Source organism: Pseudomonas sp. B21-051, from assembly GCF_024748795.1.
In the GTDB taxonomy this organism is placed as follows: Bacteria; Pseudomonadota; Gammaproteobacteria; order Pseudomonadales; family Pseudomonadaceae; genus Aquipseudomonas; species Aquipseudomonas putida_A.
Genome location: NZ_CP087166.1, coordinates 4,803,562 through 4,817,977, shown reverse-complemented (window position 1 = coordinate 4,817,977; position 14,416 = coordinate 4,803,562). Strand labels below are relative to the sequence as shown.

Annotated in this window: 12 protein-coding genes; 8 read left to right on the top strand and 4 right to left on the bottom strand. The window is 60.6% G+C overall.

Translation table 11 applies throughout. The annotated features are described in order from the left end of the window. The first annotated feature begins 4 nt into the window (after positions 1-4). The 5 genes from LOY52_RS21560 to LOY52_RS21540 all read left to right on the top strand — a co-directional run bounded on the left by LOY52_RS21560 (position 5) and on the right by LOY52_RS21540 (position 5,575). On the top strand, positions 5-646 hold the full coding sequence (locus LOY52_RS21560) for a tetratricopeptide repeat protein (RefSeq protein WP_007964436.1): 642 nt from the start codon (positions 5-7) through the stop codon (positions 644-646). Beyond that, complete coding sequence (bamB, locus tag LOY52_RS21555; RefSeq protein WP_027612133.1) at positions 639-1,790, top strand: outer membrane protein assembly factor BamB; 1,152 nt, start codon at positions 639-641, stop codon at positions 1,788-1,790. Before LOY52_RS21560 ends, bamB begins: the two co-directional genes overlap by 8 nt. Positions 1,791-1,925: 135 nt before the next feature. Further along, entirely contained in the window at positions 1,926-3,398 is a 1,473-nt protein-coding gene (gene der, locus LOY52_RS21550) for a ribosome biogenesis GTPase Der (RefSeq protein WP_103520542.1), read from the top strand. 249 nt (positions 3,399-3,647) lie between these two features. Beyond that, positions 3,648-4,796, top strand: a complete 1,149-nt coding sequence (locus LOY52_RS21545; RefSeq protein ID WP_258675925.1) for a pyridoxal phosphate-dependent aminotransferase — start codon at positions 3,648-3,650, stop codon at positions 4,794-4,796. Then, positions 4,784-5,575, top strand: coding sequence for an amidohydrolase (locus LOY52_RS21540; protein ID WP_047599302.1), 792 nt, complete (start codon positions 4,784-4,786; stop codon positions 5,573-5,575). The genes LOY52_RS21545 and LOY52_RS21540 overlap by 13 nt, the downstream gene beginning before the upstream one ends. A gap of 144 nt (positions 5,576-5,719) precedes the next feature. Here LOY52_RS21540 and leuA read toward each other — a convergent pair whose 3' ends face one another. The 4 genes from leuA to LOY52_RS21520 form a co-directional block, all read right to left on the bottom strand. Beyond that, complete coding sequence (gene leuA, locus LOY52_RS21535) at positions 5,720-7,399, bottom strand: 2-isopropylmalate synthase (RefSeq protein WP_027612129.1); 1,680 nt, start codon at positions 7,397-7,399, stop codon at positions 5,720-5,722. Between the two features lie 462 nt (positions 7,400-7,861). Continuing rightward, on the bottom strand, positions 7,862-8,686 hold the full coding sequence (locus tag LOY52_RS21530) for a peptidoglycan DD-metalloendopeptidase family protein (protein WP_027612128.1): 825 nt from the start codon (positions 8,684-8,686) through the stop codon (positions 7,862-7,864). A gap of 3 nt (positions 8,687-8,689) precedes the next feature. Then, the gene (gene xseA / locus LOY52_RS21525; protein WP_258675924.1) at positions 8,690-10,069 is read right to left on the bottom strand and encodes an exodeoxyribonuclease VII large subunit; all 1,380 of its coding nucleotides are present in this window, start codon (positions 10,067-10,069) and stop codon (positions 8,690-8,692) included. Between the two features lie 131 nt (positions 10,070-10,200). Then, positions 10,201-11,088 (bottom strand): LysR family transcriptional regulator, encoded by an 888-nt coding sequence (locus LOY52_RS21520; protein ID WP_258675923.1) that lies wholly within the window; start codon positions 11,086-11,088, stop codon positions 10,201-10,203. A 100-nt stretch (positions 11,089-11,188) separates the two neighbouring features. Here LOY52_RS21520 and LOY52_RS21515 point away from each other — a divergent pair, with 100 nt between their 5' ends. From LOY52_RS21515 to guaB, 3 genes are all read left to right on the top strand, one after another. Then, positions 11,189-11,962: a sulfite exporter TauE/SafE family protein gene (locus tag LOY52_RS21515; RefSeq protein ID WP_258675922.1), complete on the top strand. Its 774-nt coding sequence runs from the start codon at positions 11,189-11,191 to the stop codon at positions 11,960-11,962. Positions 11,963-12,106: 144 nt separating this feature from the next. Next, the gene (locus tag LOY52_RS21510; RefSeq protein ID WP_258675921.1) at positions 12,107-12,655 is read left to right on the top strand and encodes a sugar ABC transporter ATPase; all 549 of its coding nucleotides are present in this window, start codon (positions 12,107-12,109) and stop codon (positions 12,653-12,655) included. Between the two features lie 206 nt (positions 12,656-12,861). Continuing rightward, positions 12,862-14,331 carry an IMP dehydrogenase gene (guaB, locus tag LOY52_RS21505; protein WP_027612123.1) on the top strand — a complete coding sequence of 490 codons (1,470 nt, stop codon included), beginning with the start codon at positions 12,862-12,864 and terminating at the stop codon, positions 14,329-14,331. Positions 14,332-14,416: the final 85 nt, after the last annotated feature.

Here is a 14,416-nt window from a genome sequence, read left to right as displayed (position 1 = left end):
TGGGGTGTCGAGTACCGAAGACGAACAGTTGGCGGATTTGAAGGACTGGTGGACACGCAACGGCAAACCTCTGGTCACCGGCGGCCTGTTGGCGCTGGTCATCGTGTTCGGCTGGCAGGCTTTTCACAAGTATCAGAGCAACCAGTCGCAAGGCGCCTCGGTGCTCTATCAGCAACTGCTGGAAACCACGCTGACCCCGGACGGCAAGCCTGACGCTGCCCGCGTTGCGGATCTGGCCGGCAAGCTCAATAGCGAATTCGGCGGCACTGCGTACGCGCAGTACGGCAGCCTGTTCGTGGCCAAAGTAGCGGTCGACAGCGGCAAGCTGGACGACGCTGCGACTGAACTCAAAGCCATCGTTGCCAAACCGGCCAACCCGGCGCTGGGCGAAATCGCCCGTCAGCGTCTGGCGCAGGTGCTGGGTGCGCAGAACAAGGCCGACGAAGCCCTGAAGCTGCTCGACGGTGATGCCGACAAGGCGTTCCTGGCCACTCGCGAAGAGCTCAAGGGTGATCTGCTGGTTCAGCTGGGTCGTACCGACGAGGCGAACACCGCGTATCAAAAAGCCAAGGCGGCACTGTCGGATGAAGCGGCAGTCGGCGGCCTTCAAATCAAGCTCGACGACCTGGCCAAAGGGGATGCGTGACGTGATCCGTTGGAAGCATGCAGCATTGCTGGCTCTGGCCATTCTGGCCGCGGGTTGCAGCAGCAACAGCAAAAAAGAACTGCCACCGGCCGAGCTGACCGACTTCAAAGAAGAAGTGGTTCTGCAAAAGCAGTGGAGCCGTTCGATCGGTGACGGTCAGGGCGAAACCTACAACATGCTGGTGCCGGCGATCGATGGTGACACCATCTACGCGGCCGATGTGACCGGCGTGCTGATGGCCATGGATCGCAGCAATGGCGACGTGAAATGGAAAAAGGATCTTGAACTGCCTGTCTCCGGCGCCGTTGGCGTGGGTTACGGTCTGGTCACGATCGGTACCCTCAAGGGTGAAATCGTTGCCCTCGACGCCATCAACGGCGAAGAGAAGTGGCGCGCCCGGGTATCCAGCGAAGTCCTCGCGCCACCGGCCAACAACGGTGACGTTGTCGTGGTACAGACTCAGGACGATCGTCTGATCGGTCTGGACGCTGCTACCGGCGACCGTCGCTGGACTTATGACAGCACCCCTGCGGTCCTGACCCTGCGCGGCACCAGCGCCCCTGTCGTGACCAACCGCCTCGCGGTGGCTGGCCTGTCGACCGGTAAAGTGGTTGCCCTGGACATTTCCAACGGCGTGCCGGTGTGGGAACAACGGGTCGCGATTCCAACCGGTCGTTCGGAACTGGAGCGCGTGGTCGACATCGACGGCGGTCTGCTGCTGTCCGGTGAAACCCTGTACGTTGCCAGCTACCAGGGTCGCGTTGCGGCACTTGATCTGCAAAGCGGTCGCCAACTGTGGCAGCGCGATGCGTCGAGCTATGCCGGTGTCGCCCAAGGGTTCGGCAACGTCTACGTGAGCCTGTCTTCGGGCACCGTTGAAGGCGTTGACGAGCGTTCGACCACTGCACTGTGGAGCAACGACTCGCTGGCTCGCCGCCAACTGTCGGCTCCGGAAGTGTTCTCCAGCTACGTAGCCGTCGGTGACCTGGAAGGTTACCTGCACCTGTTGAGCCAGGTGGACGGTCGTTTTGTGGGTCGTGAGCGTATCGACAGTGACGGCCTGCGTGCCCGTCCGCTGGTGGTGGGCAACACGATCTATGTGTATGGCAACAGCGGCAAACTGGAAGCCCTGACCATCAAGTAACAACTATGCTTGGGGTTAACCCCCAAGCGGCCCCGGATTTCCGGGGCTTGCAGCGCTAACCGGCGTTGCCCCGAGCACCAGCCGCTGCCTCGCAGCGGCTTTTGTATTTTCTGAAATAACGAAGTGGAGAGCCGCATGGTTCCCGTAATCGCCCTGGTGGGCCGACCGAACGTCGGCAAATCCACCTTGTTCAACCGCCTGACCAGGACTCGCGACGCCATCGTCGGCGACTTGTCCGGTCTGACCCGTGATCGCCAGTACGGTGAGGCCAAGTGGCAAGGGCGTTCCTACATTCTGATCGACACCGGTGGTATCTCCGGTGACGAACACGGTATGGACGAAAAAATGGCCGAGCAGTCGCTGCTGGCCATTGAAGAAGCGGATGTTGTGCTGTTCCTGGTAGATGCCAAGGCCGGTTTCACCGCCGCCGACCAGATGATCGCCGAACACTTGCGCAAGCGTAACAAGCGTTCCCACGTGGTTGCCAACAAGGTCGACAACATCGACCCGGAAATGGCCCGCGCTGAATTCGCCCCGCTGGGCATGGGCCACGCGATCCCGATCGCCGGTGCTCACGGCCGTGGTATCACTCAACTGCTGGAAGCGGCACTGAGCGATTTCCCGCGTGATGATGACGAGCCGGCGGAAGGCGAAGAGGAAGAGATCGTTGCCGAAGGCGAGGAAGCCAAGCGCATTCCTGGCCCGAGCGAAAAAGACGGGATCAAGATCGCCATCATCGGCCGTCCGAACGTCGGCAAGTCGACCCTGGTCAACCGCATGCTCGGTGAAGACCGGGTAATCGTTTATGACCAGCCCGGCACCACCCGCGACAGTATCTACATCCCGTTCGAGCGTAACGACGAGAAGTACACGCTGATCGACACCGCCGGTGTGCGCAAGCGCGGCAAGATCCACGAAGAAGTCGAAAAATTCTCCGTGGTCAAAACCCTGCAGGCGATCAAAGACGCCAACGTGGTGATCTTCGTGATGGACGCCCGCGAAGGCGTGGTCGATCACGATCTCAACCTGTTGGGCTTTGCCCTCGAAGCCGGTCGTGCGCTGGTGATCGCGATCAACAAATGGGACGGCATGACCCCGAGCGAGCGCGACTACGTCAAGGTCGAGCTGCAGCGTCGGCTGTTCTTCGTCGACTTCGCCGATATCCACTTCATCTCGGCGCTGCACGGCACTGGCGTGGGCAACCTCTACGCCTCGGTGCAGAACTCGTTCAAGTCCGCGGTCACCCGCTGGCCGACCAGCCGCCTGACGCAGATTCTCGAAGATGCGGTCAGCGAGCACCAGCCGCCGATGGTCAATAGCCGCCGGATCAAGCTGCGTTACGCTCACCTGGGTGGCGCCAACCCGCCGATCATCGTGATCCACGGTAACCAGATCGAGAAAGTGCCGAAGTCGTATGTGCGCTATCTGGAAAACACTTACCGCCGTGTGCTGAAGCTGGTCGGTACGCCGATCCGCATCGAGTTCAAAGGTGGCGAGAACCCGTACGAAGGCAACAAGAACACGCTGACCGACCGCCAGGTCAACAAGAAGCGTCGCTTGATGTCGCACAACAAGAAAGCCAGCAAGAAACGTCGCGACAAGAAGTGATCAAGGTTGATTGTTCCCACAATTGAGTGGGAACGCTCAACCGCTTCTGTAGGAGCTGGCGAAGCCTGCGATCTTTTGACTTTGCTTTGAAGGCAAGATCAAAAGATCGCAGCCTGCGGCAGCTCCTACAGGGTTCGGCGATAAAGAGGGTGCTCAGTTGAGCGCCCTTTTTTTATGGGCGCCGGATGGGCTATTCTCGGGCTCTCCCGCGCCGCCGTCAGAGCCGGGTGTAGAGCAGGGAACCCCTCGATGATCACCAGTAAGCTGCCGAATGTCGGCATCACTATTTTCACGCAGATGTCTCAGCTCGCGGCGCAGACCGGAGCGATCAACCTGTCCCAGGGTTTTCCTGATTTCGACGGCCCGCAGTCCCTGCGTGACGCGGTCGGTCGGCATATCGCCAGCGGCCATAACCAGTATTCACCGATGACCGGTCTGCCGGCCCTGCGCGAGCAGATCGCGGCGAAGATCGCCCGCAGCTATGGTGTGAAAGTCGATGCCGACAGCGAAGTGACCGTGACGCCGGGTGCGACCCAGGCGATCTTCTGTGCGATTCAGGCGGTTATCCACAGCGGCGACGAAGTCATCGTGTTCGATCCGTGCTACGACAGCTATGACCCGGCGACGCAGTTGGCGGGTGGCCGCTGCGTGCATGTGCAGCTGAACCCGCACGATTTCTCCATCGATTTCGACAAGCTCGCCGCGGCCCTCAGCCCGCGTACGAAAATGATCGTCATCAACACCCCGCACAACCCGAGCGGGGCGCTGATCAGCCGTGCCGAACTAGATCAACTGGCGGATTTGATTCGGGGGCGGGACATCTACCTGATCAGCGACGAGGTGTACGAACACCTGGTGTTCGACGGCGTGCCGCATGTCAGCGTACTGGCCCACGAAGAGCTGTATCAGCGCGCGTTCGTTGTCAGTTCGTTCGGCAAGACTTACCACGTCACCGGCTGGAAAACCGGCTACGTGGTTGCGCCCCCGGCGCTGACCGCCGAGCTGCGCAAGGTGCACCAGTACGTCAGTTTCTGTGGCGTCACGCCGCTGCAATACGCCTTGGCCGATTACATGGCCGAGCACCCGGAACACGTCGAAGAGCTTCCGGGTTTCTATCAGGCCAAGCGCGACCTGTTCTGCGATTTGCTGACGCCGTCGCGCTTCACCTTCACCCGCGTCACCGGTACGTATTTCCAGTTGGTCGACTACTCGCAGATCCGTCCTGACTTGAACGACGTCGACATGGCGATCTGGATGACCCGCGAACATGGCGTGGCGAGCATTCCGGTGTCGGTGTTCTATCAGAATCCACCGCAAGGCCAGCGCCTGGTGCGCCTGTGCTTTGCCAAGCGCGAGGAGACGCTGCGCGAAGCAGCGGCAAAACTATGCGTGATCTGAGTGCATTGCCCGATCTCAATCTGGCGCTGATCCAGACCAGCCTGGCCTGGCATGACCGTCAGGCCAACCTCGAGCACTTCGAGTTGCTGCTGGAGCAGGCCCGGGGCGCAGACCTGATCATCCTGCCGGAGATGTTTACCACCGGTTTCTCCATGGAATCGGAAACCCTCGCCGAAGCCGAACATGGCCCGACCAGCAAATGGATGAAGGCGCAGGCCGCGAAACTGAATGCGGTGATCACCGGCAGCGTGATCATTCAGGCGGCTGACGGCAGCCATCGCAATCGCCTGCTGTGGGCGCGCCCGGACGGCGAAGTCTGGCATTACGACAAGCGCCACCTGTTCCGTATGGCGGGTGAGCACAACCACTACACCCCCGGCGAGCGCCAGGTGCAGTTCGAACTCAAGGGCTGGCGTATCCGCCCGCTGATCTGCTACGACCTGCGCTTCCCGGTGTGGAGTCGCGATGCGCAAGACACCGATCTGCTGCTATACACCGCCAACTGGCCGGGGGCGCGGCGTCTGCACTGGAACCGCTTATTGCCGGCGCGGGCGATTGAAAACCTGTGTTATGTGGCGGCGGTGAACCGGATCGGCACCGACGGCAAGGGCTTTGCCTATACCGGCGACAGTCAGGTGCTGGATTTTCAGGGCGAGACGTTGCTGGCGGCGGGGGAGGCGGACGGGGTGTTCAAGGTCGTGCTGGAGGCCGCGCCATTGGCGGCGTATCGGGAGCGCTTTCCGGCGAATCTGGATGCGGATACCTTCGAGTTCACCTGAAAAGCAAAAGATCGCAGCCTGCGGCAGCTCCTACATCGGGACGGCGTACATCCTGTAGGAGCTGCCGAAGGCTGCGATCTTTTGATCCTCAATAAAAAGGCCCCGGAGTCCACACTCCGGGGCCTTTTGCATGTCAGCGAAGGCTTAAGCCGCTTTCGCCTCAGGCTGGCTCAACGAGCGGTTCAGCGCACTGAACAGCGCCTTGAAGCTGGCGGTGGTGATGTTTTCATCGATACCCACGCCGTGCACCGCACGCTCACCGTTCACGCGCAGCTCGATATATGCGGCTGCCTTGGCGTTGGTGCCCGCGCCGATCGCGTGTTCGTTGTAGTCCATGATCTCCACCGGAATCGGCAGGCCGGCCACCAGTGCTTCCAGCGCACCGTTGCCCTTGCCGCGCCAGTGCAGGTTGGTTTCGCCCTGACCCTTGCTCGCCACTTCCACTTCGACGGCGCTGTTGCCGTTTTCTTCCTGCAGGCGATGGCTGACCAGCGCGTACGGGGTGTTGGCTTGCAGGTATTCGCTGATCAACAGCGAGTGGATCTGCTTGGCGGTCATTTCCAGGCCGAGGCGATCGGTTTCCCGCTGCACCACCTGGCTGAACTCGATCTGCATGCGACGCGGCAGGCTGATGCCGTATTCCTGCTCCAGCAGGTAGGCGATACCGCCCTTGCCCGACTGGCTGTTCACACGAATCACCGCCTCATAGCTGCGACCGATGTCGGCCGGGTCGATCGGCAGGTACGGCACTTCCCACAGGGTGTCCGGTTTCTGCTGGGCGAAGCCCTTGCGGATCGCGTCCTGGTGCGAGCCGGAGAATGCGGTGTGAACCAGGTCGCCGACGTACGGGTGACGCGGGTGCACCTGGATTTGGTTGCACTCTTCAACGACTTTGCGCACGCCGTCGATGTCGGAGAAGTCCAGCTCAGGGTCAACGCCTTGGGTGTACATGTTCAGGGCCACGGTGACGAGGTCGACGTTACCGGTGCGCTCGCCGTTGCCGAACAGGCAGCCTTCGACGCGATCCGCGCCGGCCATCAGGCCCAACTCGGTGGCGGCGACGCCGGTGCCACGGTCGTTGTGGGTGTGCAGGCTGATGATCACGCTGTCACGACGGTTGATGTTGCGGCCGAACCATTCGATCTGGTCGGCGTAGACGTTCGGCGTTGCGCATTCGACGGTGGCCGGCAGGTTGAGGATCATCTTGTGCTCAGGCGTCGGGTTCCAGACCTCGATCACCGCGTCACAGACTTCCTTGGCAAACTCCAGCTCGGTGGCGCTGAAGGTTTCCGGCGAATATTCAAAGGTCCACTCGGTGTCCGGTTGCATCGCCGCGTATTTGACGAACAGCTTGGCGGCGTTGACCGCGATGGCCTTGATGCCGTCCTTGTCCTGGTTGAAGACGATGCGACGGAAAGACGGCGAGGTGGCGTTGTACAGGTGAACGATGGCTTTCTTCGCCCCGCGCAGGGATTCGAAGGTGCGCTCGATCAAGTCTTCACGGCCCTGGGTCAGCACCTGAATGGTGGTGTCGTCCGGGATGTGGCCTTCTTCGATCAAGGTGCGCACGAAGTCGAAGTCGGTCTGCGAAGCGGCCGGGAACGAGGCTTCGATTTCCTTCACGCCGACTTGCACGAGGGTTTTCCAGAAGCGCAGCTTCTTCACCGCGTCCATCGGCTCGATCAGCGACTGGTTGCCGTCACGCAGGTCGGAGCTGCACCAGATCGGCGCGGCGTCGATGGTTTTCGACGGCCAGGTGCGATCCGGCAGATTGATGACGGGGAACGCGCGGTATTTCGAAGACGGGTCTTTGAGCATGCTCATCGGGAAAATCCTTATTGTCTGGGCCGAAAAGAGGCGGCCTGCCGGTGGAACGAATGTTCGGGGAACAGCTTGGGACGAGGCGCAGCGATTCAGCCCGGCAGTCGTGCGCTGACGAGGCACAGACTGCGGTGCTGGCGAAGCTGAATAAGGGTGTGAGAGGTTTTCATGCCTTCAACCCTAACCGCGAGGGGAGAGGATGGCAAGCAGTCGAAAAAAATTGAGAGGAATACTCGAAAAGCGCGGATTTGCGCGATTTTATTGTGCTTGAGGCAGGAGATCGTTTTTGTTTTTGCGCAGGGGGTGATTGGAGCGCAATTGAAATTGGTGGGGTGTCAGCGGTGTTTGCAGTGTGGGATGAGTCGTCTTCGCGAGCAGGCTCGCTCCCACATTGGATGTGTGTCGCTCAAAGATCCTTTGTGGAGCGAGCCTGCTCGCGAAGGGGCCGGCCGCCTCAAACAACTATCAAGGCTGAAATGCACCAATGAAAATCGCCGGATCCACCCGCGCATCGTTCAGGCTGATGTTCCAGTGCATGTGCGGCCCGGTCGCCCGGCCGGTCGAGCCGACCTTGCCCACCACCGCGCCCCGGGCCAGTTGATCGCCGACCTTCACGTCGATTTTCGACATGTGGCAGAACATGCTGATAAAGCCCTGTCCGTGATCGACAAACACGGTGTTGCCGTTGAAGAAGTAGTTGCCGGTCAGAATCACCTTGCCCGCCGCCGGGGTCTTGATCGGCGTGCCGGCGGGCACTGCAAAGTCGAGGCCGGCATGGGGGTTGCGCTCTTCACCATTGAAGAAGCGGCGCACACCGAACTTGCTCGACAGCGGCCCGTTGACCGGTTTGTCCAGCAGCAGGTTGCTCGGGGTGTTCGGGCTGAAGCTGCGATACGCCTTGATCTGCTCGGCCAGTTCACCCTCGATGCGCTTGAGGTTGGCCGGGTTCGGATTGACCTGTTGAGTGTTCTTCAGGGTGATGTGCTGTTCCGGGTATTTCTTGTTGCCAACCGTGAACGGCAGATTGCGCCCACCGCTGCTGATCTGCTGGCTGCCGGGTTTGACCGTTAGCGGCACGCCGACAATCGCCAGCCAGTTGTTCTGTTCTTTCACCACCAGCACCGGTTTGCCTTGATAGGTGGCTTTTGGTGCCTGCGCGGCGCTGCCCAGATCGACCACCGCGACGCCGCCCGGCACCGGTTTGTTCAGCAAACGGGTGATGTAGCTGTCGGCGTGCGCGTTGAAGGAGGTCAGGCACAGCAACAATAACGGAGCAAAAAAACGCGGCATGGATCAGTCCAGTAAAGAAAGAGTGACAGGCGTCAGGTGGTTGTCCTCGACGCGCACTTGCAGTTCGCCTTCGCCCAGTTTTGCTTTCAGGCGCTGGCCGGTGTGGGTCTGCGCGGCGTTGCGAATGGCGTGCCCGCGCTCATCCAACAGAATGCTGTAGCCACGGCCGAGGGTTGCCAGCGGACTGACCACATGCAGCGTCTGCATCTGACTGTGCAATTGCAGGCGACGGTTTTTCAGGCCTTCGCGCATGGCTCGCGGCAGACGTTCGGCGAGGCTGTCGAGGCGCTGGCGCAGCATCGCCAATTGGCGTCCCGGATGTTGCCCGGCGAGGCGGGTTTCCAGACGAATCAGGCGTTCGCGGCGGGTGTTGAGCTGGCGCTCGAAAGCCCGGCGCATGCGCATGTCCAGGTCATCCAGGCGTTGCGCTTGCTGACGCAGGCGTTCGCCGGGGTGGCGCAGGCGGCGGGCCATGCCTTCCAGGCGCAGACGATCGCGCATCAGCCGGTCGCGCATGCGCATCACCAGACGCCGGTGCAGACTTTCGACCTGACGGATCAGGTGGCTCGAATCCGGGGCCAGCAGTTCGGCGGCGGCGGAGGGCGTTGGGGCGCGCACGTCAGCCACGAAGTCACTGATCGACACGTCGGTTTCGTGCCCGACCGCGCTGACAATCGGCGTCACGCAGGCATCGACCGCGCGGGCCACGGCTTCTTCGTTGAAGCACCAGAGGTCTTCCAGCGAACCACCGCCACGGGCGAGGATCAGCGCGTCGAAACCACGGGCGTCGGCCAGTTTCAGCGCGCGGACGATTTGTGCAGTGGCTTCACGGCCCTGCACGGCGGTCGGGATCAGCGTCAGTTGCACCTGCGGCGCCCGGCGGCGGAACACGCTGATGATGTCGCGAATCACCGCGCCGGTCGGCGAACTGATGATGCCGATGCGTTGCGGATGCGCCGGCAACGGCACTTTGCGTTCGGCACTGAACAGACCTTCGGCGCTGAGCTTTTCCTTCAGTGCATCGAAGGCCAGGCGCAGTGCGCCGTCACCGGCCGGCTCCACGGTGTCGAGAATCAGCTGATAGTCGCCACGCCCTTCGAACAGCGAGACCTTGCCGCGTACCTTCACGGCAAGACCGTCCTTCAGCGCCTGACGCACCCGCGCCGCATTATTGCGGAACAGCGCGCAACGCACCTGCGCCCCGCTGTCCTTGAGGGTGAAATACACGTGGCCGGACGCCGGGCGGGCGAGGTTGGAGATTTCGCCTTCGACCCAAATGTTGCTGAACACGTCTTCGAGCAACACCCGCGCGCGGCCGTTGAGCTGGCTGACGGTCAGGACTTCACGGTCCAGGCCAAGTCTTGCAAAGGGATCTTTAATCATGGGGCGCAGTTTAAAGCTAATTTCCGACGCAATACACGAATCCCTGTAGGAGCTGCCGAAGGCTGCGATCTTTTGATCTTTTTTTGGAGAGCCAGATCAAAAGATCGCAGCCTCGTTTCACTCGTCAGCTCCTACAGGGGATTTGTGAAGGTCTGGATGAAGTGTTGAGTCAGTGGCGTGGGATTTTGCCGGTGGGCGAGGGCGACGGTGCTTTGGCAATCGGGATCGCTCAGCGGCAGAAATCGTACGCTGGGCGGGGCAATGTCCTGCATCGATTCGGGCAGCAAGGCGATGCCGAATCCAGCCTGGATCAGCTGCAACTGCGTAGTCTTGCGTGACATCACCCGCGCCGCTTTGGGGAAAAAGCCCTGACGCATACACAGGTCGGCACATAGATAACTGAGGCCACCGCGTTGTGGATGCGGGATCGATATAAAGGCTTCGTCCTGCAGTTGCGCCAGTTCGATGGAGGATGAATCGGCCAGTCGATGATCGTTCGGCACCGCCAGCAGCAGGCGCTCGGTGAACAATGGCACAACCTGAATGCCTTCACGCTGACGCAGCACCGGCAGGCGCAACAGGCCAATGTCGAGGCGTCCTTCCGCGAGTTCCTCAAGCTGCGCCTCGGAGGACAGCTTGCCGATGTCCAGCGACACGCCTTGCTGCTGATCGAGATAAGTGCTGATCCGACCCAATAAATGCCCGCTGATCGACACGGTGCTGGAATGACTCAGACGCAGCGTGCCCAATTGTCCGTTACCGACTTCGGTCGCCATCGCGCTGGCTTTGCTCAGTTCATTGAGCAGGTTTCTGGCCCGGGGCAGAAACGCCTCGCCGGCCGCCGTGAGTCGGGGCTGGCGTGCGGTGCGTTCGAACAGCGGGGTTTGCAGGCGGGTTTCCATGTCCTTGATCTGCCGGCTCAGGGCCGACTGCGCGATGAACAGACGTTCCGCCGCAGCACTGAAGCTGCCGCATTCGGCGATTTCCAAGAAGTAGCGCAATTGACGGGTTGAAAGCACCAGGTATGCCTTTTCGAGATGAGTAAGTGGCTTTGAACATATTAGTCGCAAGGCTTGGCGCTGGCTAAAGTCATCACAGGCTTATAAAGGAAGCGGACCGATGAGCGTGGCGGGGTTGTTAAGCGAGTGGACGTGGGGCGCGGGCGGCTGGGTGGTAATCGGCCTGGGAATCGCGTTGGCCTATATCGTCTTCGGGATTGCCGGGTTCGGTACCGCACTGGTCGCGGGTCCGATTCTGATTCTGTTCATGCCGTTGTCGAAAATCGTGCCGCTGCTGGTGCTGCTGGATTTCGTCGCGGCATTCGGCAATCTGTTGCCTTCGCGCCGGGATGTGGCGAAACCCGAATTGTTACGGCTGCTGCCGTGCATGGCGGTGGGGTGCACGTTGGGGGTGATTTTCCTGCTTAATCTCAAATCCGATCTGTTGTTGCTGTTGATGGGGTTGTTCATCAGTGCCTACGCGGTTTACAGCCTGTGGGTGAAAACCCGGCCGACGCAGTTATCCGCCGCATGGGCGCTACCGATGGGCACGGTAGGCGGTCTGTTTGGCGCGCTGTTTGGCAGTGGCGGCTTCTTATATGCGATCTATCTCAACAGCCGTTTGCCCAAGGACGCGGCGCGGGCCACGCAAAGTGCGCTGATCAGTTGCAGCACTGTGGTGCGTTTGAGCCTGTTCGCCATCGCCGGGGTGTATGCCGAGCTACCCTTGTTGATGCTGGCGCTGTGTTTGTTGCCGGCCATGGCGCTGGGGCTGTGGATCGGACGGCGGTTGACCATGCGCTTGTCGCGCGAGGCGTTTGTGCGATTGGTGACGTGGCTGGTGCTGGCGAGCGGGATTGCGTTGATCGGGCGCTACATTATTAGTATGGCGTGAGCACTTGACCGGATTTCGTCAGGGATTAAGCTGCCGGCCTTTAGGGCCCCTTCGCGGGCAAGCCCGCTCCCACATTGGAATGCATATCCCTGTGGGAGCGGGCTTGCTCGCGAAGGCGTCAGAAGCCATACCGCAGGACTTTCCATGAATTCGCAAAGCATCATCGTCCCGAAAATCTCCACCCTGCCGGTGCACGAACCCCGGGCGCGGGCGATCGTGCGCTGGCTGGTGCGCAAGAATATCGTCAAGGAAGAGTTGAGCACCTGCGGCCGCACCGGCAATCGCATGGCCTACGCGATCGCCGATGGCGCGCGTGCGGTGGTGCTGCACCCGCAAGCATTGCCCTTCGGTGAGCCCATCAACGGCCTGGAGATCGTCACCAAGCGCTGCATCTACACGCCGGCCAAGGGCTTTCTCGAAGAAGCCGGGTGCGCCGAATGCCGCCGCGAAGTCGGCGAAGCGCTGTTCGAAAGCCTCGAAGACTGGTTTCCAGGCCGCACCGACAACTTTACCTGCCCGGAATGCGGGCATGAAGACGACATCAACGGCTTTCTGTACTTGCAGGAATGTGCGTTTTCCAACCTGGGTTTCATCTTCAACAACTGGCTGGAAGCCGGTTTCAAGCAGAGCTTTATCGATGAGTTCGCCGATTGGCTCGACCAGCCTGTCAGTTGGGTGAAAGTCGAACTCTGACCTGCATTCGGCCCTGTAGGAGCTGCCGAAGGCTGCGATCTTTTGACGTTGTTTTTTACAGACAAGATCAAAAGATCGCAGCCTTCGGCAGCTCCTACAGAAAACAGCGGGCCCCGTACATCAATTAGGCTGAGTTTTACATTGAACAGCTGGGGGTGTCTGACTATAATGGCGCGCTTCCATTTTCCCGCTCGGGAGCCCCCGCGATGCTGCGTATCAGCCAAGAAGCTCTGACATTCGACGACATTCTCCTAGTGCCTGGTTATTCCGAGGTGCTTCCTAACGAAGTCAGTCTCAAGACCCGCCTTACCCGTGGCATCGAGCTGAATATTCCTCTGGTTTCTGCCGCCATGGACACCGTCACTGAAGCCCGTCTGGCAATCGCCATGGCTCAGGAAGGTGGTATCGGTATCATCCACAAGAACATGACCATCGAGCAGCAAGCTGCCGAAGTGCGTAAGGTCAAGAAGTTCGAAGCCGGCGTCGTGAAAGATCCGATCACCATCGAGGCCGATGCCACGGTGCGTGACCTGTTCGAACTGACCCGCATGCACAACATTTCCGGCGTTCCGGTGCTGCACGATGGCGACCTGGTCGGCATCGTCACTTCCCGTGACGTCCGCTTCGAAACCCGTCTGGAAGCCACCGTACGTGAAGTGATGACGCCTAAAGAGCGTCTGGTCACCGTGCGTGAAGGCGCCGACAAGAACGAAGTCCGCGAGCTGCTGCACAAGCACCGCCTGGAAAAAGTCCTGATCGTCGACGACAAGTTTGCCCTCAAAGGCATGATGACCGTCAAAGACATCGAAAAAGCCAAAGCCTACCCGCTGGCCAGCAAGGACGATCAAGGTCGTCTGCGCGTTGGCGCTGCCGTCGGTACCGGTAAAGACACCGGTGACCGCGTTGCCGCGCTGGTCAATGCCGGTGTGGACGTGGTGGTGGTCGACACCGCACACGGTCACTCCAAGGGCGTGATCGACCGCGTTCGCTGGGTCAAAGAGAATTTTCCTGAAGTGCAGGTGATCGGCGGCAACATCGCCACCGGCGCAGCCGCCAAGGCCCTGGCCGAAGCTGGCGCCGATGCGGTCAAGGTCGGTATCGGCCCTGGCTCGATCTGCACCACCCGTATCGTCGCCGGTGTCGGCGTGCCGCAAATCAGTGCCATCGCCAACGTCGCCGCTGCCCTTGAAGGCACTGGCGTGCCGTTGATCGCCGACGGCGGCATCCGGTTCTCCGGTGACCTGTCCAAGGCCATCGTAGCCGGTGCGTCCTGCGTGATGATGGGTTCGATGTTCGCCGGTACTGAAGAAGCCCCGGGCGAGATCGAACTGTTCCAGGGCCGTTCGTACAAGGCTTATCGCGGCATGGGTTCGCTGGGCGCCATGTCCCAGGCGCAAGGTTCTTCCGACCGTTACTTCCAGGACTCCTCGGCAGGCGCCGAGAAACTGGTTCCGGAAGGTATCGAAGGCCGTGTGCCGTACAAAGGCACCCTGACGGCGATCATCCACCAGTTGATGGGTGGTCTGCGTTCCTCGATGGGTTACACCGGCAGCGCCAACATCGAAGAAATGCGCACCAAGCCTGAGTTCGTGCGGATCACCGGTGCCGGTATGGCCGAATCCCACGTTCACGACGTGCAGATCACCAAAGAAGCGCCAAACTACCGCGTAGGTTGAGGCTTCAAGCAAATCGTTAAGCAACCGGGGCTGTTTTATTCAGCCCCGAGTTGTTTCTGAATCACGACTGTTTCTGAATTACTTA